Annotated in this window: 25 protein-coding genes and 9 pseudogenes; 21 read left to right on the forward strand and 13 right to left on the reverse strand. The window is 68.2% G+C overall.

Annotated features, from left to right (window positions below):
- Nucleotides 1-3: 3 nt before the first annotated feature.
- The 3 genes from istB to OG978_RS45365 all read right to left on the reverse strand — a co-directional run bounded on the left by istB (nt 4) and on the right by OG978_RS45365 (nt 2,939).
- Complete coding sequence (gene istB, locus OG978_RS45355) at nt 4-843, reverse strand: IS21-like element helper ATPase IstB (RefSeq protein WP_326769808.1); 840 nt, start codon at nt 841-843, stop codon at nt 4-6.
- Entirely contained in the window at nt 843-2,108 is a 1,266-nt protein-coding gene (gene istA, locus OG978_RS45360; RefSeq protein ID WP_326769809.1) for an IS21 family transposase, read from the reverse strand. The genes istB and istA (OG978_RS45360) overlap by 1 nt, the downstream gene beginning before the upstream one ends.
- A 708-nt stretch (nt 2,109-2,816) precedes the next feature.
- Nucleotides 2,817-2,939, reverse strand: a complete 123-nt coding sequence (locus tag OG978_RS45365; protein ID WP_326770894.1) for a hypothetical protein — start codon at nt 2,937-2,939, stop codon at nt 2,817-2,819.
- On the opposite strand from OG978_RS45365, the pseudogene istA (OG978_RS45370) reads away from it, so the two are divergent.
- From istA (OG978_RS45370) to OG978_RS45390, 5 genes and pseudogenes are all read left to right on the forward strand, one after another.
- A pseudogene (gene istA, locus OG978_RS45370) lies at nt 2,938-3,636 on the forward strand (IS21 family transposase); the annotation flags it as partial. The gene OG978_RS45365 and the pseudogene istA (OG978_RS45370) overlap by 2 nt on opposite strands.
- Nucleotides 3,637-3,815: 179 nt before the next feature.
- Complete coding sequence (locus OG978_RS45375) at nt 3,816-4,889, forward strand: tyrosine-type recombinase/integrase (protein WP_326770895.1); 1,074 nt, start codon at nt 3,816-3,818, stop codon at nt 4,887-4,889.
- The gene (locus OG978_RS45380; protein ID WP_326770896.1) at nt 4,886-5,206 is read left to right on the forward strand and encodes a helix-turn-helix domain-containing protein; all 321 of its coding nucleotides are present in this window, start codon (nt 4,886-4,888) and stop codon (nt 5,204-5,206) included. The genes OG978_RS45375 and OG978_RS45380 overlap by 4 nt, the downstream gene beginning before the upstream one ends.
- Complete coding sequence (locus OG978_RS45385; RefSeq protein ID WP_326770897.1) at nt 5,203-6,750, forward strand: hypothetical protein; 1,548 nt, start codon at nt 5,203-5,205, stop codon at nt 6,748-6,750. The genes OG978_RS45380 and OG978_RS45385 overlap by 4 nt, the downstream gene beginning before the upstream one ends.
- Before the next feature lie 91 nt (nt 6,751-6,841).
- Nucleotides 6,842-7,292 (forward strand): annotated as a pseudogene (locus OG978_RS45390) (Mu transposase domain-containing protein); the annotation flags it as partial.
- Nucleotides 7,293-7,312: 20 nt separating this feature from the next.
- Here OG978_RS45390 and OG978_RS45395 read toward each other — a convergent pair.
- Nucleotides 7,313-8,313 (reverse strand): annotated as a pseudogene (locus OG978_RS45395) (IS5 family transposase).
- A 155-nt stretch (nt 8,314-8,468) separates the two neighbouring features.
- Here OG978_RS45395 and OG978_RS48725 point away from each other — a divergent pair.
- The 5 genes and pseudogenes from OG978_RS48725 (at nt 8,469) to OG978_RS45415 (ending at nt 11,386) form a co-directional block, all read left to right on the forward strand.
- Nucleotides 8,469-8,777, forward strand: a complete 309-nt coding sequence (locus tag OG978_RS48725) for an AAA family ATPase (protein WP_442817895.1) — start codon at nt 8,469-8,471, stop codon at nt 8,775-8,777.
- Nucleotides 8,774-9,538 carry a DUF899 family protein gene (locus OG978_RS45400; RefSeq protein ID WP_326770898.1) on the forward strand — a complete coding sequence of 255 codons (765 nt, stop codon included), beginning with the start codon at nt 8,774-8,776 and terminating at the stop codon, nt 9,536-9,538. The genes OG978_RS48725 and OG978_RS45400 overlap by 4 nt, the downstream gene beginning before the upstream one ends.
- Before the next feature lie 356 nt (nt 9,539-9,894).
- A pseudogene (locus OG978_RS45405) lies at nt 9,895-10,330 on the forward strand (relaxase domain-containing protein); the annotation flags it as partial.
- A gap of 20 nt (nt 10,331-10,350) precedes the next feature.
- A complete protein-coding gene (locus OG978_RS45410; RefSeq protein WP_326770899.1) occupies nt 10,351-10,719 on the forward strand; it encodes a hypothetical protein in 369 nt (122 codons plus the stop codon).
- A pseudogene (locus OG978_RS45415) lies at nt 10,668-11,386 on the forward strand (IS6 family transposase). Before OG978_RS45410 ends, OG978_RS45415 begins: the two are co-directional and overlap by 52 nt.
- 142 nt (nt 11,387-11,528) lie before the next feature.
- Here OG978_RS45415 and OG978_RS45420 read toward each other — a convergent pair.
- The 4 genes from OG978_RS45420 to OG978_RS45435 all read right to left on the reverse strand — a co-directional run bounded on the left by OG978_RS45420 (nt 11,529) and on the right by OG978_RS45435 (nt 15,434).
- Nucleotides 11,529-12,398 (reverse strand): alpha/beta fold hydrolase, encoded by an 870-nt coding sequence (locus tag OG978_RS45420; RefSeq protein ID WP_326770900.1) that lies wholly within the window; start codon nt 12,396-12,398, stop codon nt 11,529-11,531.
- An 89-nt stretch (nt 12,399-12,487) separates the two neighbouring features.
- On the reverse strand, nt 12,488-13,492 hold the full coding sequence (locus tag OG978_RS45425) for an NADP-dependent oxidoreductase (RefSeq protein ID WP_326770901.1): 1,005 nt from the start codon (nt 13,490-13,492) through the stop codon (nt 12,488-12,490).
- A gap of 136 nt (nt 13,493-13,628) precedes the next feature.
- Nucleotides 13,629-14,684: an aldo/keto reductase gene (locus tag OG978_RS45430; RefSeq protein WP_326770902.1), complete on the reverse strand. Its 1,056-nt coding sequence runs from the start codon at nt 14,682-14,684 to the stop codon at nt 13,629-13,631.
- Between the two features lie 57 nt (nt 14,685-14,741).
- The gene (locus OG978_RS45435) at nt 14,742-15,434 is read right to left on the reverse strand and encodes an SDR family oxidoreductase (RefSeq protein ID WP_326770903.1); all 693 of its coding nucleotides are present in this window, start codon (nt 15,432-15,434) and stop codon (nt 14,742-14,744) included.
- A 115-nt stretch (nt 15,435-15,549) separates the two neighbouring features.
- On the opposite strand from OG978_RS45435, the gene OG978_RS45440 reads away from it, so the two are divergent.
- The gene (locus OG978_RS45440; RefSeq protein ID WP_326770904.1) at nt 15,550-16,110 is read left to right on the forward strand and encodes a TetR/AcrR family transcriptional regulator; all 561 of its coding nucleotides are present in this window, start codon (nt 15,550-15,552) and stop codon (nt 16,108-16,110) included.
- A 179-nt stretch (nt 16,111-16,289) separates the two neighbouring features.
- Here the strand turns inward: OG978_RS45440 and OG978_RS45445 are convergent, their stop codons facing one another.
- Complete coding sequence (locus OG978_RS45445; RefSeq protein ID WP_326770905.1) at nt 16,290-16,919, reverse strand: TetR/AcrR family transcriptional regulator; 630 nt, start codon at nt 16,917-16,919, stop codon at nt 16,290-16,292.
- Between OG978_RS45445 and OG978_RS45450 the strand changes: the two are divergent.
- The 6 genes and pseudogenes from OG978_RS45450 to OG978_RS45475 all read left to right on the forward strand — a co-directional run.
- A pseudogene (locus OG978_RS45450) lies at nt 16,882-17,760 on the forward strand (helicase-related protein); the annotation flags it as partial. The gene OG978_RS45445 and the pseudogene OG978_RS45450 sit on opposite strands and share 38 nt — an antisense overlap.
- A gap of 46 nt (nt 17,761-17,806) precedes the next feature.
- Nucleotides 17,807-18,211, forward strand: coding sequence for a CBS domain-containing protein (locus OG978_RS45455; protein ID WP_326770906.1), 405 nt, complete (start codon nt 17,807-17,809; stop codon nt 18,209-18,211).
- A 53-nt stretch (nt 18,212-18,264) separates the two neighbouring features.
- Nucleotides 18,265-18,576: an SCO5918 family protein gene (locus tag OG978_RS45460; protein ID WP_326770907.1), complete on the forward strand. Its 312-nt coding sequence runs from the start codon at nt 18,265-18,267 to the stop codon at nt 18,574-18,576.
- Nucleotides 18,577-18,841: 265 nt separating this feature from the next.
- Nucleotides 18,842-19,264: a YjbQ family protein gene (locus OG978_RS45465; protein ID WP_326770908.1), complete on the forward strand. Its 423-nt coding sequence runs from the start codon at nt 18,842-18,844 to the stop codon at nt 19,262-19,264.
- 118 nt (nt 19,265-19,382) lie between these two features.
- Entirely contained in the window at nt 19,383-20,285 is a 903-nt protein-coding gene (locus OG978_RS45470) for an IS5 family transposase (RefSeq protein WP_326770909.1), read from the forward strand.
- Between the two features lie 294 nt (nt 20,286-20,579).
- Nucleotides 20,580-21,092, forward strand: coding sequence for a hemerythrin domain-containing protein (locus tag OG978_RS45475; RefSeq protein ID WP_326770910.1), 513 nt, complete (start codon nt 20,580-20,582; stop codon nt 21,090-21,092).
- Between the two features lie 5 nt (nt 21,093-21,097).
- Here OG978_RS45475 and OG978_RS45480 read toward each other — a convergent pair.
- A pseudogene (locus OG978_RS45480) lies at nt 21,098-21,250 on the reverse strand (IS3 family transposase); the annotation flags it as partial.
- A 51-nt stretch (nt 21,251-21,301) separates the two neighbouring features.
- Here OG978_RS45480 and OG978_RS45485 point away from each other — a divergent pair.
- Nucleotides 21,302-21,631: a transposase gene (locus OG978_RS45485; RefSeq protein ID WP_326770911.1), complete on the forward strand. Its 330-nt coding sequence runs from the start codon at nt 21,302-21,304 to the stop codon at nt 21,629-21,631.
- A gap of 301 nt (nt 21,632-21,932) precedes the next feature.
- Here the strand turns inward: OG978_RS45485 and OG978_RS45490 are convergent, their stop codons facing one another.
- A complete protein-coding gene (locus OG978_RS45490) occupies nt 21,933-22,259 on the reverse strand; it encodes a plasmid stabilization protein (protein WP_326770912.1) in 327 nt (108 codons plus the stop codon).
- A 210-nt stretch (nt 22,260-22,469) separates the two neighbouring features.
- Here OG978_RS45490 and OG978_RS45495 point away from each other — a divergent pair, with 210 nt between their 5' ends.
- Nucleotides 22,470-22,886: a CBS domain-containing protein gene (locus tag OG978_RS45495; RefSeq protein ID WP_326770913.1), complete on the forward strand. Its 417-nt coding sequence runs from the start codon at nt 22,470-22,472 to the stop codon at nt 22,884-22,886.
- 426 nt (nt 22,887-23,312) lie between these two features.
- A pseudogene (locus tag OG978_RS45500) lies at nt 23,313-23,528 on the forward strand (maleylpyruvate isomerase family mycothiol-dependent enzyme); the annotation flags it as partial.
- Nucleotides 23,529-23,591: 63 nt separating this feature from the next.
- On the opposite strand, the gene ligD reads toward OG978_RS45500, so the two are convergent.
- Complete coding sequence (gene ligD, locus OG978_RS45505; RefSeq protein WP_442817896.1) at nt 23,592-24,545, reverse strand: non-homologous end-joining DNA ligase; 954 nt, start codon at nt 24,543-24,545, stop codon at nt 23,592-23,594.
- A 22-nt stretch (nt 24,546-24,567) separates the two neighbouring features.
- A complete protein-coding gene (gene ku / locus OG978_RS45510; RefSeq protein ID WP_326770915.1) occupies nt 24,568-25,527 on the reverse strand; it encodes a non-homologous end joining protein Ku in 960 nt (319 codons plus the stop codon).
- Nucleotides 25,528-25,753: 226 nt separating this feature from the next.
- Between ku and OG978_RS45515 the strand changes: the two are divergent.
- Nucleotides 25,754-26,321: pseudogene (locus OG978_RS45515) on the forward strand (hemerythrin domain-containing protein).
- Nucleotides 26,322-26,333 lie beyond the last annotated feature (12 nt).

A 26,333-nucleotide genomic window follows, 5' to 3' on the forward strand; every position in this document is an offset into this window, starting at 1 on the left:
GGTTCAGTCGTTGTCGGTGGTGGCGCTGGGGACCCGTCCCAGTTCACGTCCTCGCATGCGGAACGAGTCGCCCTTGAGGGAGTGGACCTCGGCGTGGTGGACGAGGCGGTCGATCATGGCGGCGGCCACGGTCTCGTCTCCGAAGACTTCTCCCCAGCGTCCGAAGGGTTTGTTGCTGGTGACGATCACGGACGCGCGTTCGTATCTGTTCGAGATCAGCTGGAAGAACAGGTTCGCGGCTTCGGCTTCGAAGGGGATGTAGCCGACCTCGTCCACCACGATCAGCGGGTAGCGGCTGAGCTTGGTGAGCTCGGCCTGGAGGCGGCCGGTGTGGTGGGCGGCGGCCAGGCGGTCGACCCATTCGGCGGCGGTGGCGAACGCGACGCGGTGTCCGGCCTGGCAGGCGCGGACCGCGAGCCCGATCGCCAGGTGTGTCTTCCCGGTGCCCGGCGGTCCCAGGAAAACGGCGTTCTCTTTCCCGGCGATGAAGTCCAACGTTCCCAGATGTGCGAGCTGTTGGCGCGTCATCCCGCGCAGGTGGGTGACGTCCAGCTCCTCGATGGTCTTGATCGCGGGGAAGCGGGCGGACCGCACCCGTGCTTCACCGCCGTGGGACTCACGGGCGGACACTTCGCGCTGCAGGCAGGCGACGAGGTACTCGGCATGGGTCCAGGACTCCTTGTGGGCCCGCTCGGCGAGACGGTCAGCGGCATCCAGCAAGGCCGGAGCCTTCATTGCCCGCGCGAGGAAGGCGAGGTCCGCTGCGGTCTGGGAGCCGGTCCTGCGGCCGGTGGCCGATGTGGTGGCGGTGGCGTCGTCGAGGATGGTGGTGGTGCGGGGCATCAGCCGGCCTCCCTGCCCTTGCCGCCTTCGATGACCGTGAACAGCCGGTCATAGGTGCCCAGTTCGCGTTGCTCGACCTCGATAAGCGTGCCTGGGTCGGTCTGGGCTGTTCGGGCGGCTTTGGCGCGGGCGGCCTGCTGGTGGTGCACCTCACCTCGCATCACCTTGCCCGCGGCAGCGTGGTCGGGGTCGGTGATGGTCTGGTGGCGGGCCCAGCAGCGCGGGTGCTGGGCGACGATCTCGCCGCTGGGGGCGAGGACGGTGATCTCGTCGTTGTCACACAGCACGGTGACGGTGCGTCCGATCGCGGCGGGGTGCACGGAGTAGTCGCACGTGTCGACGCGGACGTAGTGGTCGCGGCCGATCCGTGTCTGCAGCCGCCACCAGGCGGGCGGGTCGACGGGCGGCAGGGCGAGCATTCCGGCCCGGTCGGCCTCCCACCGCTCGACGGGGCGGGTCTGCAGAGTGCGGTGGACACGCCGGTTGGCGATGGTCAGCCAGGCGGTCAGCTGGGTGTTGAAGTCGCCGGGGCCACTGAAGGTGCGGCCGGGGAGGAAACTCGTCTCCAGATAGCCGTTGGCCCGCTCGACCAGCCCTTTCGCTTCTGGATCACGGGGCCGGCACAGATGGATCTTCGTGGCGAGCAGGCCCGCGAACGCGGCGAACTCGGCGGTGAGCTTCCCGCGACCGACCCCGGATTCGTTGTCCCAGACGAGCGTCTTGGGCACCGCGCCCCAGGCCGAGAGCAGCCGCCAGTGCCCATCGATCAGATCGCCGGTCGTGCGCGAGGGCAGCATCCGCGCGGCGATCACCCGGGAGTAACCGGACACCATCACCAGCACCGGCGGCCGTCCGCTCTGGCCGTAGCCGAGCGGGATGTCCGCCTCGGGAAACCACAGGTCGCACTGGGCCAGCTCGCCGGGCCGATACGTCGTGCGCGAGACCGGATCGACTGGCACATAGGCAGGCCGCAGGTCCCGCACCCGGTCCTTGAGGACCGTCATCCCGCGTTCCCACCCGATCCGCTCGGCAATCACGGTGGCCGGCATCGTCGGAGTCTCCCGCAAAAGCTCACGGATCTGGACCTCGACCGCGTCCACGACCGACCCCTGAGACGGGCGCTCGTACTTCGGCGGCCGGTCCGTGGCCAGGGCACGCTTGACCGTGTTCTTCGAGATGCCCAGATGCCGCGCGATTGCCCGGATCGGCATCTGCTCAGCCCGGTGCAGCCTACGGATCTCTGCCCAGTCCTCCACGAGGATCACCCTCTCCCTCCTGACCTTCCATCAAGATCAGGTTCAGGCGAAGATCACCAAGTGGGTCACTTTTGATCCGCCGTCAGAGGGTCAGAATTCAAGCGACGCCGAGACCGAGATGAGCCGACGGGGGCCTGACGTGCACGGCGCGCTTCCATCGAGCCCGCTGCCGTCGAAGCCCACCATGGCCGTCGTCCAGGGCGTACGCGAGCCCCCGCAGCAAACGGACAGGACTCCGCATGCTCAACAGCGAGCCGGCCGACAGACCACCTCTGCCTCGACAGGTTCCGTCGCTGCTCCTGGTCGCAGCCGCACACAGCACCTCTGCTCACCGCCGGTAACGCGGCGGGGAGCAGAGGCCAGGCTGAGAAGTGCGCCCACCGCGGGTGTCCAGCTGTCATGCCCCATGCGACATGTGACCGTGATGGCTCGTCGGCCCGCTGGCCAGAACGACCGCTTCCAGCCGTGCCCGCCGGCTCCCGCGTACGCCGCCCGCCACCGGCAGTGGCGAGCGTCGTACGGGTTCGCACGTGCGGAACACGGTGTGGCTTTATCGAGCAGTAGCGGCTCTGGCACACATTCCGTGAAAGACCGTGCTGGCCGGCATCGGTCGGAGGAGCGGGGCACGCGACGCGCGCCGATTGGAGGCCGTACGAACTCGGTGAAGCCCGCCTCGAGATCGCTCACGGAATGTGTGCCAGAACCGCAGTAGCGACGTCACTTGTCGATGAGTTTGGGAGGCGCCCAGAACCACGGTCGGGTGATGTTGATGAGTTTGGGAGGCATGGCGGCTCTTGCCAGGGCAGCATCGGGATGCTCTTGGTGAAAGGTGCTGGTCATGCCGCAGATGTCGAAGGTCGAGCTGTACGCGGCGATCCGGCGTGACCATCGCGGCGGCATGTCGATACGGGAGCTTGAGCGCAAGCACGGCGTGACGTGGCGGACGGTACGGAAGGCGTTGGATTCGTGCTGGCCGGAGCCTCGTAAGAGGCTGCCGCCCCGAGCCACCACGCTGGACCCGTACAAGGCGGTGATTGATGAGATCCTGCGGGCGGATCTGGAAGCGCCGCGCAAGCAGCGGCACACGGTCACCCGGATCTTTCACCGGCTGGTCGAGGAGCACGGGGCGGACGTCTCCTACGGGGTGGTGCGCTATTACGTCGCCGGCCGGAAGCCCGAGATCCTGGTCGAGTCGGGCAAGGCACCGCTGGAGGCGTTCGTTCCGCAGACTCACTTGCCCGGCCATGAGGCGGAGGTCGACTTCGGTGACGTGACCGTGCGCCTGTCCGGCGAGCTGGTGACCTGCTACCTGTTCTCCTTCCGGCTGTCGTACTCGGGCAAGGCCGTCCACCGCGTGTTCGCCTCCTGCGGCCAGGAAGCCTTCTTCGAAGGCCACGTCCACGCGCTCCGCACTTTGGGCGGTGTCCCCCGGACCAAGATCCGCTACGACAACCTGAAGTCGGCCGTCGCCCAGGTGCTGGGGCTGAACCGGGCGAGGGTGGAGACCGACCGGTGGATCGCCTTCCGCTCGCACTTTGTCCATGTTCCCGTGGGTTCCCAGGGCCCTTGGGCTTCGCTGGTGACCTCGATGGCTTCCTGACCTGGCCTTCCCTCCGGCACGATACGACAGGGTAATTAGTGCTCGTTTCTCGGAAATCCTGAAGTATCCTCGGCTGTTGCAGCAGAGTCGCCGGATAGCTGAAGGGGAGGACCGGGATGGCATTGGCTGTCGTGCGCGATCTACGACCGGAACTCCGCTTGGAGGCAGCCGAGGAGGTCGCTGCCTTCGAGCAGGATCTGCTGGCCGAGTTCGTCCTCGCCCGAGCCTCCGCCGGCGTCCTGGACGGCACCATCCGCGGTGACGTCGGACCCGTCCTTGCCCTGCGTGAGTGGTTCGGCCGGCCTCTGTGGGAGATGGAGCCTCAGGATCTCGACCGCTACTTCGGTCGGCACCGCCGCGACTCGGCTTCGGGTACCAAGGTCCGCCAGGCGGCGGCCTTCGCGGTGTTCTTTGAGTTCCTCGAACTCCGCCACAAGGCAGCCATCCACGCCGCCACCGGCTTCGTCGTCGAATCCCCGCTGGACGAGGTCAACCGGCCCCGCGGGGGCACCTCGGGGAGACTGCGGATCCCGCCGCCGGAAACCGAGATCGCCACGCTCTTCGGCGGCTGGCGATCCGACATGGAAGAGGCTCGCAAGTACGCACCGGCCGCCAGGAACTACACCGCCTCGCGACTGGCCAGCCTGATCGGACCCCGAATATCGGAGTTGTGCCTGTTGCAGATCGGCGATGTCCGCTGGGACCTGGGCCGCTTCGGCAAAGTCCTACTCAAGGGCAAAGGCAGCCGGGGCCGGGGCAAGAAGGAACGGCTCGTCCCGCTGATCAACGGCTCCCGCGACCTGCTGGAATGGTGGATCACCGGGCCTCGCTGGGAGTTCGACGACAAGGTCAACGACCCTCGTGCCCCGCTGTTTCCATCCGAGCTTCGCTACGGCGACGGCTCCAGCAGACCCGTGACCGACGACGCCCTGAGAAGCGGGCTGGCCGATACGGTCGCCCGGTATTTACCTCATCAGGCCGGCCAGCTCACGCCGCATCTGCTGCGGCACTTCGCGGCCTCCGACCTCGACCGCAACGGCATGGACGTCGTTGCCATCCAAGAGATGCTCGGACACGAATGGCTCAACACGACCATGATCTACGTCCACGTCGAGAAGTCCCACGTCGAAGACGCCTGGATCCGCGCCGGCCAACGCGCCACCGAACGTTTTGGAGGGACAAACCGATGAAGTGGAATCTGCGGATGGTCGCCGCTCAGCGCGACATCTGGAAAGCCTCAGAGCTCCAACGCCTGCTTGCGGAAGCCGGATTGGCGATCTCGGCGGGCAAGATGTCCCATCTGTGGTCCGGACGACCGCTGACCGTCCGCCTCGACGACCTCGACATCATCTGCGACGTGCTGAACTGCACGCCAGCCGACCTCCTCATCCCAGAGAAAAGCACCGGCCGGCGGGAAACCACGACAGCGGAGACAGAGAAGCAGGTCGTCGGAGGCACCCCGATCACCCACCAACGTCGACAAGGTCGTTCGGGGCCGCCGCTGTGAGCACGCCCGTCCGGCGATCACGGCCCTGGGCCACCCGCAGCTGCCGGGACTGCATGGGCTGGGGCCGACTCGACCGCCCCCGCTGCAAGGCATGCTGGGGCTTCATCGCGAAAGCGACCGACCGCCACTGCGACGTCTGTCGACGCGAGGTCGCCGCGCTGGACGGGATCTGCCGCCTCTGCCGCCGCCAGGCCGGCCTGATCGCCGGCCCCGACAACAAGACGCGCGTCGACCTGACGGTCGCCGCCCGCACCGGACACCAGCTGTTCATCATCGGCACCCTGCGATCTCGCGGCGGACCACCACCGCGACCGGCCTCGTCAGGGCCATCGGAGGTGCGGCTGCACCGTGTTCCGCCGCACTGGACCGAGCTCACACTCTTCGAGATACCCCGCGACCTGCGCGGCGTCAGCAGCAAAGCACCACTTCTGGACCCGCAGCTGTCCGCGTTCTTGAGCACCCGGGCCGCCCGGATCGCGGAACTGCGCGGCTGGCCGCCCCGCACCCTCGGATCAGTGGGACGCGGCATCCGGATCCTCTGCGCGGTCCACCGGCCGGGGGAGCGGATCCGGGCCTCGACCATCGCCCAGCTCACCCACACCGCAGTGCCAGCCAGCCACGTCCTGGAAGTGTTCGAAGACCTGGAGATCTTCCTCGATGACCGGCCAGACGCCTTCGACGCCTGGTGCACAGAACACCTCGCATTCCTCGCCCCGGACATTCGGGCAGAGCTGGACACCTGGGTCAAGATCCTTCGGCACGGGACTCCTCGCCGCGGCCCCCGAGCCCAGGCCACGATCGGTACCTATCTGAGGAACATCCTGCCGTTCCTGACCGAGTACGCTGCAAAGTACGCAACGCTGCGTCAGGTCACGCGGGACGACATCACCAACTGGCTTGCCCACCGCCCCTATCGCGCCCACGACGCCAGTGCCCTGCGGTCGCTGTTTCGCACGCTCAAGGCCGAGCGGCTGGTCTTCGCCAACCCGATGCGCGGTATCAACGGCGGCAAGCCGGCGACCACGATCCCCACATCGCTCACCACGGACGAGGTGGAGTTCGTCGCCCAGGCCGCCCGGCAGGACCCGGCTCTTCGCGTGGTCGTCGCCCTGGCCGGCATCCATGCGCTGCCCGCCCGCCGGATCCGCTCGATGCTGCTGGAAGAGGTGGACCTGCCCGGACGCCGTCTCGACCCCGAGGGCCTGGACCGCCCTCTGGACGACTACACCGCCGAGGCGATCATCGACTACCTCGCCCACCGTCACCGCCGCTGGCCGAACAGCACCAACCCGCACCTGCTGATCAGCAGGAACACGGCCACCACCACAGCGGCGGTGGGCACATTCTGGATGGACCGGCTGGTCAAGGAACTGCCCGTGGGCGTCGACCGGCTGCGGCAGGACCGCATCCTCGAAGAAGCCCTGGCCAATGGTGCCGACCCCCTGCACCTCGCGCACGTCTTCTCTCTCGGCACCAGGACCAGCCTTCGCTACACGTCCGCCGTCGCCACCTCGGCCGCCGAACAGGGACCGCTCACCCCCTGAACCGCAGTGCCCATATGGGCCAAGCTCCGGTCAGCACCCGTGGATTCGCCCCGAGCACCCTTCAGAATTCGTGAACCCACGGGGGATCAACATCGAGAGCTTCTACTGCCGCCCCGGAATCGAAGGCGCCCACGAGAAGGGCGGCGTCGAAGGGATGATCGGCTACTTCCGCCGCAACCACTTCACCCCCGTCCCCGAGGTCGCCTCGCTCGCCGAGCTGAACGAGATGGTCGAACAGTGGGACCGGCAGGACGACGCCCGCCACATCGGGTCCAGGCCCAAGACGGTCGCGGAGTACTTCGCAGTCGAACAGCCGCTGCTGATGCCGTTGCCCGAGGAACCATTCGAGACGGGCCGGCTGTTCACCCCGCGAGTCGATCGCTACGGACAGATCCCGGTCCGCACCAACCGCTACTCGGTCCCCATCCGACAAACGCGTGCGGGTCGTGCTGCACGCTTCCCATCTGGTGGTTTACGACCAGAACGTGGAAGTGGCCCGGCACGAGCGGCTGATCGCGAAGGGTGCCGTCCGTCTGGATCTAGGGCGTGTATCGAGTCGTGATCACCGGATGGTCGGGGTGAGGTCTTTGATCCAGATCATCGAGGCGCGCAGGTGGAGTCCGGCGAGGTAGCTGTCCGGGGTCTTGTCGTATCGGGTGGCGATGCCACGCCAGGCCTTGAGCTTGTTGATCAGGCGTTCGACGGTGTTCCGTTCTTTGTAGAGGTCCGCGTCGTGACTGGCGGGCCGGCCGCCCCTGCTGCCCTTCTTCTTCCGATTGGCGGCTTGGTCCTTCTTCTCCGGGATGACTGCCTTGATGTGACGTTTCCGCAGGTGGGCCCGGTTACCGCGGGACGAGTGGGCCTTGTCCCCGGCGACCGCGTCCGGCCGGGTAGGGCGGCCGACGGGCCCGCGGACTCGTATCTTCCCCAGCACGGGGATGAACTGCGGGCTGTCGGCGGCCTGTCCCGCGGTCAGAACGAACGCCGGCGGGCGGCACTTGCGGTCGGCGGCAAGGTGGACCTTGCTGGTCTGCCCACCTCTGGAGCGTCCCAGGAGGGCGGCCTTCAGTCGGAGTTTTCGGCGACGCCGGATGCGTCGTCGCTCTTCCCGCTCGGGATCGTTTTCGGCGTCCTGCCCGGTTTGTTCTTCGAGGCCGCCCCCTTTGACCTGGCCTTCTCCTCCTTGGTGGCGGCCTCCTCCAGCGCGGCGACGACGTCCTGGTCCAGATGCATCCCGGCGGCGTCGTGGTGAGCCCGCGCGGTGGTGGAGTCGACGCTGACCAGGGACAGGTCCACCTCGCCCCGCTTCGCGGCCTCCGCGATCAGCCCCTCCAGCAGGGCCTCGAAGACGCCGGCGTCACGCCACTGCCGGAAGCGGTTGTGGACGGTCGACCAGGCACCGAACTCCTGCGGCATCTCCCGCCACTGCCCGCCCGTCTTGAACCGCCAGATCACCCCCTCGAACTGCTGCCGCAGCCGCTCGGGGTACGGGCCGTACTCGCCGATCGGCAGGTACGGCTCGATGAACTCCCAATCCCTGTCCGTCAGTTGCACTCGCGTCATGCAAGAACATCTACCGGTCCAGGCCCCGCCGCGAGGGCGAATCCCTCAGATTGATCACGACTCGATACATGCCCTAGCAGCGTTTGTCCGGCACTTTGGGCAGCAGCTGGAGGTCGATGGGCTCGGAAATGTTCAGGAGGGATGGACGTCAGTGCATGGGTGAGACTGAGCGGCCGAGTTGGCCTGCCTTTGATGGCGTCGAGATACTGACCCCTGTGAGTAGCGTCGCGTTCGTGGTCATCTCAGGTCTACCGGGCAGCGGGAAGAGCACCCTGGCACGGAGTCTGGCCAGGCGCCTCAGCCTTCCGGTGATCGATAAGGATGTGATCCTGGAGTCCCTCTACGACTCGCTCGGAGTCGGTGACCATGCCTGGCGAAACAGGCTGAGCAGAGCAAGTGACGACATCATGTTCGCCTTGGCAGCGGACGCCGGCCGGCGAAGGGACGAAAGGACAAGGTCATGACTGATCAGGAGAACAGGACGGCCGACCGCGCGTCGGCGTTGCCGGCGGTGGCCGACCGGGCCACCTTCCAGGCAGAACTGGACAAGCTGCGGGTGCGGGAGAAGGCGCACACCCGGGAAGGTGACGCGATCGCTGCGGCCCGACGGCGCCTGCCCATGGTCGAGGTGGCCGCCGATCTCGAGCTGACGGGGCCCGACGGGCCGATCACTCTGCTCGAAGCGTTCGAAGGGCGCGGCCAGCTCATCGCCTACTACTTCATGTGGCACCACGGCCACCCCGCGGCCGAGCAGTGCGAAGGCTGCACGTGGGTCACCACCCAGGTTGAGGAGCTGTCCTACCTTCACTCGCGCGACATCACCTACGCGGTCTTCTGTCAGGGCCCCTACGAGGCAAGCCGCCGCTACCGCGACTTCATGGGCTGGGACGTGCCGTGGTACTCGGCAGTCCCCTCCCAGGACGTGCTCCTGGTCGGACGCCATGTCGGCATGATGCACCTCGTGTGCTACCTACGGGACGGCGACCGCATCTTCGAGACCTACTGGACGACCCTGCGCGGCGTAGAGGCCATGGACTACAGCTATGCACTCATGGACCTCACCGTGTACGGACGTCAGGAGCTGTGGGAAGACTCGCCCTCCGGCTGGCCCCGCGTTCAGGGCACGCCCGCCGATCACGTCCGACTGCGGAGCAACGGACGCCCCATCCCTCAGTGGTCACGACTCGAGGCTGGCCGTTCCGACAACCTCACACCGAGGCCCTGACGCTCAAGCGGCCACGCAGGGCCGGAGGGGTCGGCGATGACCGTGCAGCCCGGGGCGATCTCCGTGTAGCCGCGCGTCGCGGACCACCGGGAGGCCCGCGGCCAGACATCGCGCGCCTGCAGCGGCCGCAATCCAGCGCTCACCCCCCAAGCAGGCGCAGGTCAGGGGCTACTTCGTTTGTCTTCTCGGCGAAACCTGCTGGGACCCCGACCTGCGCCGATGCCGAGGCCGCGTCTCCGACGAGCAACCGCGGCACCAAAGGATTGCGCACGCCCGGCCGACGGAACGAGTGCGCATCGAGCCTGGATTCCGGCGTTTCCGCAGGAAGCGGTGCGCACGAAGACGTGGGCCCTACAGCGTGGGAGCCGCGCGAGGCGACGCCCGGCCGACGGCCGGTCATGGAGATTGCCGGCATCGACCAGCGGCTCATCGGCTGGCAGTCGACCCGCCGTCAGCAGATCGCCGACGCGATGTCTGTCCTCGTGGCCGACTACGAGGAGAAGCAGGGGCACCCGCCGGGGGAGCGGGCCTCCTACGCGCTGGACTGCCAGGTCGGCGACCGGACGCGCCCGCCGAAGCGCACGGTGCTGTTGTCGCTGACCGAGCTGCGTGAGCGATGGCGGGCCTCGGCGATCCGGGCCTACGGTGCCGACGTCATCGACCGGTTGGCGGAGCGGGCGCGGGTGGCGGCCGCGGCAGTGTGGGCGCGGGCGCGAACCAGCCGTCGACGTCGCCCTGGCCGCCGTCGAAACCGTCGCCGTGGTGTACGTGATGCGCGGCGCGTTCAAGCGCCGGACCCCAGGAGGAGTTGCGTGAGCACACCGGAAGAACTCAGTTTCGATGACATCCTCGCCCGCGCACGCGAAGCCGCCCCGGAGCTGAATGCCGTGCTTGATGAGCCTGTGCTGTGGGAGCCGATCTGGAAACGGCCCCGGACACCGAAGTCGAAGGCGGAGAAGAAGCAGGAACTGCGCAAGCAGCGACGGCGGCTTCAGGACGCCGGACGCCGCCGCTTCATCACCGGGCAGTCGCGCCGGCCCCGGCCCCGACAGAACCGCATCGGCGGCACTGTCACGTTGGCTGACGGGTGGGATGATCTTCGGGTTGATCATGGTGGAGGGAGTTGTCCGTGGGCAGTACGCCGCCGTCGTACAAGGGGCACCGGTACCCGGTCGAGGTGATCTCCCACTGCGTGTGGCTGTACTTCCGCTTCCCGTTGTCATTCCGCGAGGTGGAGGAGCTGGTGCTGCAGCGCGGCATCAGCGTCTCCTACGAGACGGTCCGCCGCTGGTGTCTGAAGTTCGGACAGGCTTATGCCGACGGACTGCGCCGCCGTCGGCCACGGCCCGGGGACAAGTGGCACCTGGACGAGGTCTTCATCAAGGTCAACGGCGAGCTGAAGTATCTGTGGCGGGCCGTTGACCAGATTGGCAACATCCTCGACATCCTCGTCCAAAATCGGCGGGACAAGGCTGCGGCAAGGCGCTTCTTCCGCCGCCTGATAAAGAAGATCCGTACGGTGCCGAGGGTGGTCGTCACCGACAAGCTCCGCTCCTACAGCGCGGCGCACCGCGAGGTCATGCCCTCGGTGGAACACCGCTCCCACAAGGGCCTGAACAACCGGGCGGAGAACTCCCACCAGCCCACGCGGCAGCGTGAACGCGCGATAAGGGATTCCGTTCCGTAGGCGGGGCCCAGCGGTACCTGTCCGCGTTCAGCGGCATCTCGCCCCACTTCCGCCCTCACCGCCACCTGATAACAGCCTCCGACCACCGAGCCGAGATGACCGTCCGCTTCGCGATCTGGGACCAGATCACCCAAGCTGCCAGCCGGCCCACCACGGCCTGACCACAGGCCGCAAGCCCACCATGCCCCAACGCGCCGTCAGGCACCGACATACTCAACAACTTGACAGCGCCACGTGGACGGATCTGCTGGTGCCGGTCTCGCCGGATGCGGGGCAGGGGCCCTGGACCTGTCTGAGGTCTGGCTACGGTTCGAGAAATTCAAGTGCTCGCGGGACGAATCTGTCGTGGTGCTGGAAGATCCCGCCGTGTCCGGCGTCGCGGTAGAGGGGTTCGAGTTCGCCCTGGGGCAGCCGGTCCGCCAGGTCGAGTGTATTGACGCTCGGGACCATTCGATCGCTCTCGCCGTTGGCCACCAGGACCGGTTGGTGGATGCGCGACAGGTCGGCCGGTGCCTGGAGACCCCAGTGGTGGATGGCCTTCAGTTGGGCACGGAATGATGAGAGCGAGATGGCCTTGTCGCGGTCGTCTGTGCGCTCCTTCAGCCGGTCCAGGAAGGCGTGGGCCGCCCGGCGGCCGCCCGCGGTGTCGGTGAAGAAGAGGTACTGCTTCGGGTCCTTGCGGGTCAGGACGGCCTTGAGGGTGTCCTTGATAGTGAGGACGGTGACCTTGTCGATGCCGGGGCCTCCGGCGGGGCCCGTGCCCGCGAGGATGAGCTTGCGTACGAGATCGGGTTCCTCTGCCGCGATGACCTGGGCGATGAAGCCGCCCATCGACAGGCCGAGCAGGTCGACCTGGTCGTACCCGAGGGCCCGGATGAACAGCACGGTGTCGCGGGCCATCGCCTCGATGGTGTCGGGTGTGGAGCCGCTGGATGCGCCGACGCCGCGGTTGTCGAAGGTGATCACCGTGCGTCGGGCGGCGAGTCCGTCGACGACGCGTGGATCCCAATTGTCCAGGACTGCGGACAGGTGGTTGAGGAGGATCAGTGGTATGCCGTCGTCCGGGCCGAGCTGCCGGTAGGCGAAGGTCACGCCACGCACGGACACGGAGCGGTTCGGCGTGTTCTTGTACGACGTCGTGGCGGGGGTGGAGGGACTGGACGGTGCGCTCATGGCTGGGTCCTGGGGTGGTGTGTGGGGAGTGGGGTGCAGGATCTTCTCGTTGTCCGAGGTGACTGGTGCCCTGGGACTCGTTCCCGCCCTCACGTCATCGTGACGACGACTTTGCCGGCCTTTGCCCGTCCCTTTTCGACGTACTCCATCGCCTGGAGGGTTTCTTCGAACGGGAAGACGCGGTCGACGACGGGGCGGATCTTCCCGGCGTCGATGAGGGGGGTGAGTTCGCGCAGTTGGTCTCCACTGGCCTTCATGAACAGGAACGAGTACGTCACGCCGTGGCGCTTGGCGCTGCGCCGGGTCTTGAAGCTGAGGGCGGTCATGGCCAGGCGGAGGATCGGGTTCGCGCCGAGTTCGCGGGCGAAGGCCGGGTCGGGCGGGCCCGCGACGCTGATGGCCATGCCGCCGGGCTTGAGCACGCGCAGGGATTTGGCGAGGTTCTCGCCGCCGAGGCTGTCGAGGACGACGTCGTAGCCGTCGAGGACCTCTTCGAAGTCCTGCGTGCGGTAGTCGACGGCGATGTCCGCGCCGAGGTCCTTGACCAGGTCGACCTTGGCGGTGCTCACGGTGGTGGCCACGTGGGCGCCCAGCGCCTTGGCCAGCTGGACGGCGATGGAGCCGAGGCCGCCGGCGCCCGCGTGGATGAGGACCTTCTGACCCGGCTGCACATGTGCCCGCTCGACCAGTGCCTGCCATGCGGTCAGGGCGACCAGAGGAAGGGAGGCAGCCTCGGTCATGGTGAGAGTGGCGGGTTTGGATGCCAGGTCGTCCTGGTGGACGGCGATGAGTTCGGCGAAGGTGCCGATGCGGTCCTTGTCGGGCCGGGCGTAGACCTCGTCGCCCACCGCGAACCGGGTGACGGACGGGCCGACCCGGACGACCGTCCCGGCGAGGTCGTTACCCAGAACGAGCGGGAGACGGTAAGGCATGAACGCCTTGAAGTCCCCGTTGCGGATCCTGAGGTCCAGCGGGTTGACACCCGCCGCGTGGATCTTGACCAGGACGTCGTCGGCACCCACCTGGGGGTCGGGTACCTCGGCGGCGCGCATCCCGGCTTGGCCGCCGTACTTCTCGACCATGAAAGCCTTCATCGTCGTCTCCGTTCCGTTTCCCGTCCGTGAAAGGTCGGGGTCTCCGCTCGCCCCGGGCTTCTCCCAGTACGAGATAGTTTGTGTTGTTCTTCTGGCTGCGGCGCGGGCGCACCACGTCCTCAGTCGCGTTCACCCATCAGGCCACCGGCACGACCGGGGCGATGATCCGGTCGGCGGCGCCTCCCTGGAGGCGGTCCAGGGAGGCGGAGATCCCCTCGTGGGGCACGCCGAGCGGCACCGCGCTGACCTCGGTCAGGCGGGTGTGCTGCTCGTCGGTCAGCTGGACGTCGAGGGCGCCGAGGTAACTGTCGAGCTGGGGGAGGTTGCGCGGGCCGATGATCGGGACGAGCGTGGCCACGGAGCGGGCGGCGCGCTCGCGCACCCAGGCCACCGCCACCTGGGCGGGCGTCGCGCCGGTCTCCTCGGCGATGGCCAGGACGGTGTCGACGACGGCGGTCTTCTGGCCGGTGCTCTCGGTGTGGATGACCATGCCCAGATCGCTCAGGCGCCCCTCGGCGGAGCTGCGGTACTTGCCGGTGAGCAGTCCGCCGCCGAGCGGGGACCACAGGGCGGCGCCGAGCCCGAGGCTCTCGGCCATGGGCAGGAGCTCGCGGTCGGCGGTGCGCTCGACGAGGCTGTACTCGTGCTGGATGCCCACGATCGGGGCCCAGTTCTTCAGGTCCGCGAGGGTCACCGCACGCGAGACGCGCCAGGCGGGGAAGTTGGACAGCGCGGCATGGTGGATCTTGCCGGAGCTCACCAGGTCGTCGAGTCCGCGCAGGATCTCCTCCATCGGCGTGAGCTCGTCGGGGAAGTGCACCCACAGCAGGTCGATGTAGTCGGTGCCCAGGCGCTTCAGGCTGGCCTCCACCGAGGCGACCATGTTCTTGCGGCTGTTGCCCGTCTTGGAGATGTCCGGCTGCGGGGCGGCACCGAGGGCGAATTTGGTGGCCAGGACGAAGTGCTCGCGGTCGGCGGAGATCAGCTTTCCGGTCAGTTCCTCCGACTCGCCGAACTGGTAGCCGTCCGCGCTGTCGAGGAAGGTGCCGCCGGCCTCGGCGAACCGGTCGAAGATCCGGCGTGCCTCGTCCGGCTCGGCTCCGGCGCCCCAGCCGGTGCCGAAGTTCGCGGTGCCGAGCGCGTACTCGGAGACGCGCAGTCCGGTCCGGTGGCCGAAGGTCGTGTAACGCATGAGTTGTCCTTGCATGAGGGGTGGGAAGGCGGTCGCGCCGGGGTGGAGGGGTGAGCGTCAGCCCGCGTTCGGCTGGGGTGCCGCGGACAGGCTCTGCTTGACGTAGCGGCTGGTCTCGTCGGCGAGGATCTCGGGCAGGCCGGTCTCGATGCCGGACAGGGCCTGGGCCGCGACGTCGGCGGCGGCGACCTTCTGATCGGCGGGCACAGCGGCGGCCATGTCGGTGTCCATGTAGCCGACGTGCAGCGCCGAGACGGTGATCCCGCGCGGCGCCAGCTCCTCACGGGTCGCGTCGCTCAGCGCCCAGGCGGCGGCCTTAGAGGCCGCGTAGGAGCCGAGGCCAGCCGGGTGGAACCAGGACAGGGCGGACAGGACGTTGAGTACGGCGCCGCCGCCATTGCTCTCAATGACGGGGGCGAAGGATCGGGTCGCGGCGAGCGGGCCGAAGAAGTTGGTCTCCATCTCCCGGCGCACCTCAGCCACGTCGCCTCCGATCAGCGTCGCGCCGGTGGAGATGCCCGCGTTGTTGATCAGCAGTGTCGCGTCGGACGCCACGTGGGCAGCCTCTCGTATCGACGCCTCGTCCGTGACGTCCAGCCGCAGCGGGATGACGCCCGGCACGTCGACCGTCTCGGGGCGTCGAGCCGCGCCGTACACCTTCGCGCCACGCTCGACGAGCTGGGCGGCCAGGTGCCGCCCGAGCCCCCGGTTGGCGCCGGTGACGACCGCGACCGCGTTCTTCAGTTCCATGCTCGCTCCTGGTCCTGGCGGGCGCCGTCGGACGCCCGCAACAAATTAGATTATGCATCCAATCTAAACACGGGCCTATGATAGATGCCAGTCGACATCCAAATGGGAGGTGGCCATGGGCCGCGTATCGCAGGCACAGGCGGAGGAAAATCGCAGGCGGGTGGTGGACACCGCCTCCGCCCTGTTCCGGGAACAGGGCACACACGTCAGCGTCGCCGACCTGATGAAGGCGGCCGGTCTGACCCACGGCGCCTTCTACAAGCAGTTCGCCTCCAAGGAGGCGCTCGTCGACGAGGCCACCGCCCACGCCTTCATCGAGCTCGCCCGGCGCCACACCGCCGGGCTCGAGCGGTACGACGGGCAGCGCGACGCCGCCCAGCAGGCGCTGATCGACACCTACCTCTCCGTCCAACACCGCGACGACCCGGCGGACGGCTGCCCGGTCGCCGCGCTCGCCACCGACATTGCGCGCGAGGGCGGAGGGCGCGAGGCCCGTCGCGTCTACACCGAGGGGGTGGCCGACTTCGCCGCCTTCCTCGCCAGTGACGACCAGGACGGCATCGTCCGCCTCTGCACCCTGTTCGGTGCGCTGGTCCTGTCCCGGGCCACCAAGGGCTCCTCGCTCTCCGAGGAGATCCTCGCCGCGGCCCACGCAGCCTTGACGGAAACCGGCTGACCAGGGGCGCGGTGTGGGTGCACGTTGGTCGCACTCGTGGGCGGCGGAGCGCCCGTGGCCCGGCGGAGGTCGGCGGGAGAGGGGCGCCGGCGCCTGGCGCATCGGCTTCACCGGTGCGCCAGGCATCGGTCAGTTCCCCGGGTCGCATGCCCGAGAGGTGGAGAATTGCGCAGCCAACATCAACGCGACAACAGGACTGCGATCTGCCCCCGGATGTCGCGCATGATCTCGTCGACGCTCGCGGCGACGTTCACACTTGCCGCCATCGCGAGGAACATCACGGCGGACACGATGCGCGCCATCGCCGCCGCATCTGCCTCGCCGACCCGCGCGTCCCGGCACAGCACGGCGGCCACGGCCTCCTCGGTTTGCCCGGTGATGGCGAGGGCCTCGCGGTGGCGGGGCTCGGCGGGGTCGCCGAAGACCATCTCGCGCAGGTAGACGCGCCCGTTGTCGACCTGGGTCCGGTTGCATTCGACGACCGGCCGGACAATCGCCATCACCGCTTCCAGTGCGTCCGGGGTGTTCTCGGCATCCGCCCGGCCTCGTTCGAGGGCTTCGGCGTAGAGGGAGTTCTGGACGAGCAGGAGGAGTTCGCCCTTGGTCTTGGCGTAGAGGAAGAGCGTGCCGGTGCCGATGTCGGCCTTGTCGGCGATCTGCTGGGTGGTGACCTTGTCGATGCTGCGTTCGGCGAACAGCTCGTGGGCTGCGGCGGTGATGCGGTCGAGTTTGAGCTGCTTGTTCCGCTCGCGCCGACCGGCCGGCTGGGAAGACCGCGGTGACTGCCGGCTGAACCAGGTCGCGATCACCGTCCTGGACGAGGCCGATCAGATGGCCGACATGGGCTTCATGCCCCAGGTCACCGCGCTCCTGGACCAGGTCCGCCCCGAGGGGCAGCGGATGCTGTTCTCCGCCACCCTCGACCGCAACGTCGACCTCCTGGTCCGCCGTTACCTCACCGACCCGGTCGTCCACTCCGTCGACCCGTCCGCGGGTGCGGTCACCACGATGGAGCATCACGTGCTGTACGTCCACGGCGCCGACAAGCACCGGACGACGACGGAGACCGCGGCGCGCGAGGGCCGGGTGATCATGTTCCTGGACACCAAGCACGCCGTCGACCGGCTGACGCAGGACCTGCTGAACAGCGGTGTCCGGGCTGCCGCCCTGCATGGCGGGAAGTCGCAGCCGCAGCGCACCCGGACCCTGGCCCAGTTCAAGACCGGGCACGTCACGGTCCTCGTGGCGACGAACGTCGCGGCGCGCGGCATTCACGTCGACCACCTCGGCCTCGTCGTGAACGTGGACCCGCCGACCGACCACAAGGACTACCTCCACCGCGGCGGCCGTACCGCGCGGGCCGGCGAGTCCGGCAGTGTCGTCACCCTGGTCACCAACAACCAGCGCCGCGACATGACCCGCCTCATGACGGCCGCCGGCATCGTGCCCCAGACCACCCAGGTCCGCTCCGGCGAAGAGGCACTCAGCCGGATCACCGGCGCCCGGACCCCCTCCGGCATTCCCGTGACGATCACCGCGCCGGTACCCGAGCGGCGCAAGCGCGGCGCGGCCTCACCCGGCCGACGCAGCCCCGCTTCGGCTGCCCGGCGCGGGACCATGCGGCAGTCCACCTTCGATGCGGCGGCCTAGAACCTTCGTGATCAGGAAACTGACCCATCTCTGCAGGAGGCACGTTTTGACGCTGGTTCAGATGCAGCCCCGCTCGGCGAGTGCCACCCCCGTGCACAGGACGGCGGTCGACGCCATGGGCACAGGCGCACCGCAGGTCTGTGACGACATGAATGTCGAGGTGGCCCTGTCCGTCATGGCCAGCGCCCGCACCGGGCACCTGCTCGTCTGTGACAACGACGGCCTGTGCACCCAACTGGTCACCCAGGCCCAGCTCGCCGCAGTCCGCGACAGCCCCGCGTACACGGACCGGGTTCAGCTGCGCGACATCCTCGGCGACCGCGGGCCGTTCACCTCGCCCGTGACCTCGATGGCCGAGGCCGAGCACGCGATGCGCTGCCGCCGGCTCGATGCCCTGCCTGTCGTCGACGAACAAGGCAGCGCTCTGGGCATCCTCGCCCTTACCGGCTGAACCGCCTCACCGCGGCAGGACCATCCCCCTTCGTTCTTCTCCTGTGAGGCATCATGCGCTGTGTCATCGCCCGCTTCCCGTTCGACCTCACCAAGAGCGGCGTCCTGGAATCGATGAAGGGCATCAGGCCCGAGCAGGTCATCGGCGAGTCCGTGATCATCGGCCGCCGCACCTACCCCGTCAAGCAGGTCGGCCAGGTCATCACACGCCAGGACCGCCGCGATTTCAGCGCCGGCGAAGTCCTCCGGGCCATGACCCAGCTCGGCTTCACCTGCCGCGGCCTTCCCCACACCGCCGCGCCCACGGGCGCCCTCAGCCCGTTCCAACAGGCTTCCGTGATGCTCGGCGCCCCTGCGGCCGTCTGACCGACGGGCAGGCGCGAGCCGCCACCAGAACAGCGGTGAGGGTCCGACCGGCATGCGCCGGTCGGACCCTCACCGCGTACCGACGGGTTTCTCAGCGCGCAGCGGCGGGAGGAAGCCGCAGTCCAGGGCTGGCTTGCGGTATTCGGATGAGACGGTGCGATGGGCCTGTCCAGGTACGGGAGCACGTGCCCCTACCGGCGGAGTCCCGGAGGAACAACCCATCCGGCCCTTAGTGCTTTTGCTCCGCGATGGGTACCGGTGAAGCATGACCGGCACCTTCACCACCCGCACCATCAACATTGCAACCGGCGCCACTGAGACTATGCACGACCTGACGAACGCATGCTCCGCGTTCCTCCGGGAGGTCGCTCATGGGCGAAACGGACTGCTGAACGTTTTCACCCCCCACGAGACATCCGGCCTGGCCATCATCGAGACCGGCGCGGGCAGTGACGATGACCTGTTGGCAGCCCTCCGTGAAATTCTTCCCGCGGACGACCGTTGGCGAGCCCGCCACGGTCGTCCAGGCCACGGCAGTGACCACGTGCTCCCGGCACTGGTACCACCACACGCCACGCTGCCCGTAGTCAATGGTGAGCTGGAGCTGGGGGCCTCGCAGTCCGTTGTACTGGTGAACTCCAACCGGGAAAGCCCCGAACGCCAAGTCCGGCTGTCCTTCCTCGGCTGACCACACCACCCACGCGGTCCTGCGGCTGAGAGCCTGTCGGGTGGCCGATTATGCGTGAAGCGTGACGGTCGCGATCTGCCCTCCGGGCATGGCGACGGCCCCGGAATGATCACGTGGTGTGTGCCAGTGCGAAAACTCCGAGGCCGTCAGCGGCCCATGCTGTCCGTCCAGCCTGACCGATGAGATGTGGGAGATCATCCAGCTGCTTCTTCCCGTGCGTGACCTGCGAAGAGGCGGCGGCGTGCGCAAGTACGGGGACCGGTTGGTGCTCGACTCGCTCTTTTACGTGCTGCGGTCGGGCTGCCAGTGGCGGATGCTTCCGCGCGATCTGATGCCCTGGGACGCGGCCCACCGCTGGTTCACCAAGTGGCGGCGGGACGGCACCTGGGACCGCGTCCACGACGGGCTCCGCCGCCAGGTCCGGGTCGGGGCCGGACGCGATCCCGAGCCGTCGGCCGCCGTGATCGACGCCCAGTCGATCAAGACCAGCGAGGGCGGCGAGGCGCGTGGGTTCGATGCGGGCAAGCGAACGACAGGGCGGAAGAGACACGTGATCGTGGACACGATGGGCCTGCTGCTGGTCGTTGCCGTCACCTCCGCGTCCGTGCAGGACCGGGCCAAAGGCCGCATCGTCCTGGCCCGTCTCGCGAAGGGATTCCGCACGGTCAGTCTGGTGTGGGTCGACGGCGGATACGCCAACTCCGTTGATTCCACGCTGCTTTCATGGGCCCGCGACACGTTGGACATCGTTGTGGAGATCGTGAAGCGGACCGACGACGTCAAGGGCTTCAAGGTCCTGTCCCGCCGCTGGGTGGTGGAGCGAAGTTTCGGCTGGCTGGTCCGAAACCGTCGGCTGGCCCGCGACTACGAACGGCTTACCGCGACCTCCGAGGCCATGATCAAGGTGGCGATGATCCGCCTGATGCTCGTCCGGCTCGCCGGGCAGCCATCACGGTGGAGCCATGAATCCCACCGCAAGACCGCCCGAACCAAGACCATCGAGGACCTCATCGCAGCGTAATCAACCGGCCACCCGACAGGCTCTGAGGGTCTATCAGGAATCAGGTGTTTGGCCTACGGGTTCTTCGGTGGGCTGTTCGGTCTACGCTCGTGTGGCGGTAAGGCGACCGTCGAAGAGGACGTCGAACTCGTTGAGGGCGGTTTTCCAGCGGTTTCATCACGGAGACGTGGGCCGGGGAGGTGAGTACGGCGTGGTTCCCGCGCGCGTGGCGCGGGTTTTGCGTCCGGGGTGTGTTGTCTGTGTGCTGCCACCTCCCCGAGGGGTGATGAACCCGAGGAGAGGTGCTGTGTCGCGATGGGACCTGGTGGCGATGTGATCGCGGAGCTCGCGGCCGATCACCGTGAGCTGGAGGCGTTGTTCTCGCAGATCGAGTTGCAGCCCGTCGACCACCCCCGGCGGCGGGAACTCGCGGACCGGCTGACCGCAGAACTGGTGCGGCACACGGTCGCCGAGGAACTGCACCTCTACCCCGTGGTCCGCGAGCATGTACCGCACGGTGCGGCACTGGCGGACAAGGAACTCGCCGACCACGCCAGAGCCGAGCGCATGCTCAAGGACCTCGAAGACCTGAGCGTCGATGACCCGCAGTTCAACGACACGATCGCGAAGCTGAAGTTCGAGATCGCCTCCCACGTGCGCGAGGAAGAACACGAACTGTTCCCGAAACTCGCAGCCACCCTCCCGCCCGAGAAGCTGGACGAACTCGGCCGGCTGGTACGCCGGGCCAGGGAAACCGCCCCCACCCGCCCCCATCCCCCGCTCCCGAACACCCCGCCCGCCCACAGTGAACCGCCCCGGGTTCGGTAGAGATCTCAGATTCTGGTTGTGACCTGGGGTTTCGTGGATTCCATGTAGTGATTGGCCTCGTACTCGACGGGCGGGACGTGGCCTATCTCACCGTGGAGTCGGCGGTGGCAGTACCAGTCGATCCACTCGGCGGTGGCGAGCTCGACCTGGGAGAGTGTGACCTTCCCCTCGTAGCGTGGAGTCCGTGATTTCAGGGGAAGTTGAGGGTCATGGGGTCCAAGAAACGGGCGTACGACGCCGAGTTCCGTGAGGGTGCTGTACGCATCGTGATCGAGACGGGGAAGCCGATCCCGCAGGTCGCCGACGAGCTCGGAGTCCACGCGGGCACGCTGCACAGCTGGGTCTCGCGCTGGCGCCGAAACGGGTCGGCATCCTCCGATCGGCCCGCGCAGGAGGCCGCCGGCGGGCGGATGCGGGAGAGCGAGCGGGGCGAACTGGAGCGGCTGCGGCGGGAGATGAGCGAGAAGAACAAGCGGATACGCGAGCTGGAGATGGAGCGTGATGTCCTCAAGCGATGCATGGTCCTCTGGGTGAAGTGACCGAACAGGCACCGGCCGAGGTGGCCGCGTTCATCGGTAACCAGAGGACCGAACACCACGTCCCGCACCGTCTGGCCTGCCGCGTGCTGGGGATCTCGGAGTCCTGGTTCTACAAGTGGCGCCAAGATCCTTTCCCCTGGGCTGGGGCTGGTCGTTCGCGCCCGAGACTTCATCACCGGCCGAGGTGAATGACACCGCTGACGGACGATCAGAGCGGTCCCGGACCGACCGCGGGACATTGTCGAGCAGGTACGCGTAAGGATCCCGCGCATCGGGATTCGTCTTCCCGCACGATGGGCCGTCAGCGGCCGAGCGCCTCGCGCAGCTCCTGTTTGTTCATCGTTGAACGGCCCTCGACGTTCTTCTTCTTCGCCTCTTCGTAGAGCTGGTCCTTCGTGGGCCCCTGCGCTCCGCGGTGGGACCGCTCACCGCCACGCTGTGAGGCGGATTTCGGATCGCGCAGGGAGGTCCTGCTCGCCGTTTTTGCCTCTCCTGAGCGGGCCCGCTCCTTGTTGACCGTGCGCGCGGCAAGTTCCTTCGCGCGCCCCTCGGAGGCACCGCGCTTCTGGGCACTCTCCTTGATGTGCTCGTACTGCCGCTCCCGCTTACGACTCGAACCTGCCGGCATCACACTGCTCTTTGTCTCGTAGCCGACCCTGCGCGCACGGTTCCGCGCCCGGCGCGCTGTCCTTACCGGGGCCGCCGCATGCACTCCACCCCTACGCCCACACCGCCCCGCACGCCACCCGGGGCAGCACCCCGCGTTGCGATCTGCGGGCCGCGGAAAGACCGGTCACTGAAGCCCGGACCGAAATCCATCGGAAAGGAAGCGTGTGTGATGACCACCGCGCGAGACATCATGACCCCGGACGCCGAGTGCATCGGCGCGAACGAATCCGCTCTCCTCGCCGCTCACAAGATGGCCGAACTGGGCGTGGGTGCTCTGCCTATCTGCGGAGCGGACGAACGTCTCAAGGGCGTACTCACCGACCGCGACATCGTGGTCAAGGTTCTTGCGGCGGACAAGGACCCCGCCGAGATCAAGGCCGGCGATCTGGCGCAGGGCGAAGCCGTCACGATCGGCGCGGACGACGACGCGTCGGAGATTCTCCGCACGATGAGCGAACACAAGGTGCGCCGACTGCCGGTCATCGACGGCCACGTGCTGGTCGGAATGGTCGCCCAGGCCGATGTCGCCAGGGCACTGCCCGATCCGGCCGTGGGCGACCTCCTCGAAGCGCTGTCCACCGACTGACCGCCCGGGGCAGCAACCACCGCACGCAGAGAAGGGTGTCCCGCAAGGATCGGCGTGTTTCGCCAGGGTGGGGGCCAGCCCGTTCATTTTCCGTTGCCGCGTGAGCGCGACAGTGGGCTGCCGACAAACCTCGCCTCCGCTCCCGCCGTGATCCAAAGTTCGACACGGTCCCTTCTCGCATCCGACCCTGCACGCACCGGTTGAACGGCTGCGCGCACTGGTTGTTGGTGTGCGGTGGGAGGGATAGGCCCCAGGGTTCCGCCAGGTGCGGGCCTGGGGACCCAGCGGGATGTCGACCGAGGCGGGGGAGTAACCGTGACATCCGATGAGATTGTGACCTGCCGGGCGGGGATGCAGCAGCACCGGTTCCGGCCCGGGTCGGGTGTCTCACTCCACTGGTCTGCGGCCGCGACTGTTGCACCCACCCGCCAGCAGATCCGCCACGCCACCGGCCAGGACACCGACCCCGGTCCGCGGTTCCTGTCCGTGGTCCTGGACACCTTCATGCGAGCCCTGCCCCACACCCTGCGCGAGGTCACCGCGCCGGTCGGCACGCAGATCCAGATGCGGATCAACGGCCCAGCCGACGGCACCTGGACGGTGACGGCCACCGGGGATCGATGGTCGCTCGCCGAGCCGGACAAGCCTTGCCAGATCTGTAATCCGCAGACGGGACTGCAGGCGCCGCAGTAGGAAGCGCCCGGGTCAGGTGATGTCGTCCGGGGCGAGGTCGGGCCGCAGCCGGTGCCAGGAGGGGTGCCGCAGCAGTCCCGCCCGGGTGCTGCCCGTGTAGCGGACCTCGCCGACCAGGCGCGGCAGTACCCACCGCGCGCCGGTCACGCCCGGCGCCGTCTCGAAGGGGCACTCGTCGATCGCGGCAACCTGGAGCAGTTCGGCGAGCGTGGTGCGTTCGGTGTCGCTCCATCCGGTGCCGACGCTGCCCACATACCGCAGGCCGCCTTCATGCACCTCGCCCACCAGCAGGGCGCCGGGCAGGCCGGTGAGCCGGCCGCGGCCGGGCACCCACCCGCCCACGACCACATCGACGGTCCGGACGTGCCGGATCTTGATCCACGCACGGGACCGGCCCCCGGGCTCGTACACAGAGGCAAGCCGCTTCGCGAGCACCCCCTCCAGGCCCGCGGCCCGGGTCATCTCCAGCGCCTGCTCGCCGTGCCCGACGACCGCTGCCGGTGTCGACCAGTGCTTCCCGTCCAGTCCCAGGTCCTCCAGGCGTGTGCGGCGCTCGGTGTACGGCAGCCCGATCAGGCTGTGGCCGTCCAGGTGCACGGCGTCGAACAGAATCAAGTGGGCGGGTACGACCTGGGCCGTGCGGGCGGCCTTCGCCGGTGACCCGGTCAGTCCCATGCGGGACTGCAGTCGCTCGAAGTCGCTGCGACCCTGGCTGTCGAGCGCGACGATCTCGCCGTCCAGGACCGCGGGCCGTCCGAGCACGGCCCCGAGTACCGCGAGCTCCGGGTAGGCGCTGGTGATGTCCGCCCCGGAGCGGGACCGCAGTGTCACCGTCCCGTCGCCCGGCAGGTAGACCATGGCCCGCTGCCCGTCCTGCTTCACCTCGAACGCCCACCGGTCCTCCACGGCCGCGGGCGGCAGGCTGCCCGGCGTGGCGAGCATCGGAGCGATCCGCGGCAAGCTCATGACCATCCCGCTCCGCGCCCGCTCAGGAAGCGCTGCGCTTCCTCGCGGCCGCGGTCTTCTTCGTGGTCGTCTTCTTCGCCGTGAGCTTTTTCCCGGCTGCGGTCTTCTTCGCGGTGGTCGTCCTGGCCGGGGCGGCCTTCTTCGACGCGGTCTTCTTGCTTGGCTGCATCGTGTGCACGGTGGCGTCCTGGCCGTTCTCGCCGCGTGACTCCCTGGCCGCCTTGACGGAAGCGTTCAGGGCAGCCATCAGGTCCACTACCTTCCCGGACTCCCGTTCCTCGCCCTCGGCTGGCTCCGGGAGCTCCTTGCCCTCCGACTTCGCCTCGATCAGCGCCTCCAGGGCGTCGCGGTACTCGTCCCGGAAGCCGGTGATGTCGTCGAGGGCCATGGTGTCGGTGAGCTGGACGGCACGCTCGATCTCGTCATCGTCCAGGTCCACGGCCTTGGGCGCGAGGGACTCGGGACTGCGGACCTCGTCGGGCCACCGCATCGCGTGCAGCACGATCGCGTCATCGCGCACCCGGAGCAGCCCGAGGCGCTCGCGGTTGTGCCACGCGAACTTCGCGACGGCGACCTTGTCGGACCGCTCCAGCGCCTTGCGGAGCAAGGTATAGGGCCGGGCTGCGACCTTCCCGTCGATCGCGAGGAAGTATGAATCGCTGATGCGGATCGGGTCGATGCTGTCGGCGTCGACGAACGCCACGATCTCAATGGCCTTCGCGGTGGGCAGCGGCATCTCGTCGAGCTCTTCATCGGTGACCGGGACGACCTCGTCCCGGGTGAGCTCGTAGCCCTTGCCGATCTCCTCCTGCGGCACGACCTCATCCTCGATCGAGCACACCTTGCGCGTGCGAACCCTGCCCATGTCCTCCAGATGCACCTGGTGGAAATGAACCGAGCGGTCCTCGGTCGCGCTGACCACCTTGATCGGGATGCTGACCAGGCCAAAACTCACCGCTCCGGTCCACAAGGGCCTCGGCATCCGTACCTCCAGGCCCCCCTGGCGGGCATGGGCCGGGAAGTGGACCGGCGCGTCGGGAAAAGGAGGCTGTCCCCGCGGTCGAGACCGGGGGGCAGGGCGCGGCCGGGCCACCGCCCGTAGTCCGATCCTTGTGCGGGGCGGCGGTGATCGCATCACGGGACATGGGCCGGGGAGGTGAGTACGGCGTGGTTCCCGCGCGCGTGGCGCGGAGAGGTGCTGTGTCGCGATGGGACCTGGTGGCGATGCGATCGCGGAGCTCGCGGCCGATCACCGTGAGCTGGAGGCGTTGTTCTCGCAGATCGAGTTGCAGCCGGTCGACCACCCCCGGCGGCGGGAACTCGCGGACCGACTGACCGCGGAACTGGTACGGCACACGGTCGCCGAGGAACTGCATCTCTACCCCGTGGTCCGCGAGCATGTACCGTACGGTGCGGCACTGGCGGACAAGGAACTCGCCGATCACGCCAGAGCCGAGCGCATGCTCAAGGAGCTCGAAGACCTGAGCGTCGATGACCCGCGGTTCAACGACACGATCGCGAAGCTGAAGTTCGAGGTCGCCTCCCACGTGCGCGAGGAAGAGCACGAACTGTTCCCGAAACTCGCAGCCACCCTCCCGCCCGAGAAGCTGGACGAACTCGGCCGGCTGGTACGCCGGGCCAGGGAAACCGCCCCCACCCGCCCCCACCCGCCCCCACCGCTCGCTCCCGAACACCCCGCCCACCGGCAGACTCCTCGCTCCGGGCGCCGGTCTGGTGGACCGGGTACGCGACCTGCTCCGCACCACCACCCGTTGAACCCGACATGGC

Source organism: Streptomyces sp. NBC_01591 (assembly GCF_035918155.1).
Taxonomy (GTDB): domain Bacteria; phylum Actinomycetota; class Actinomycetes; order Streptomycetales; family Streptomycetaceae; genus Streptomyces.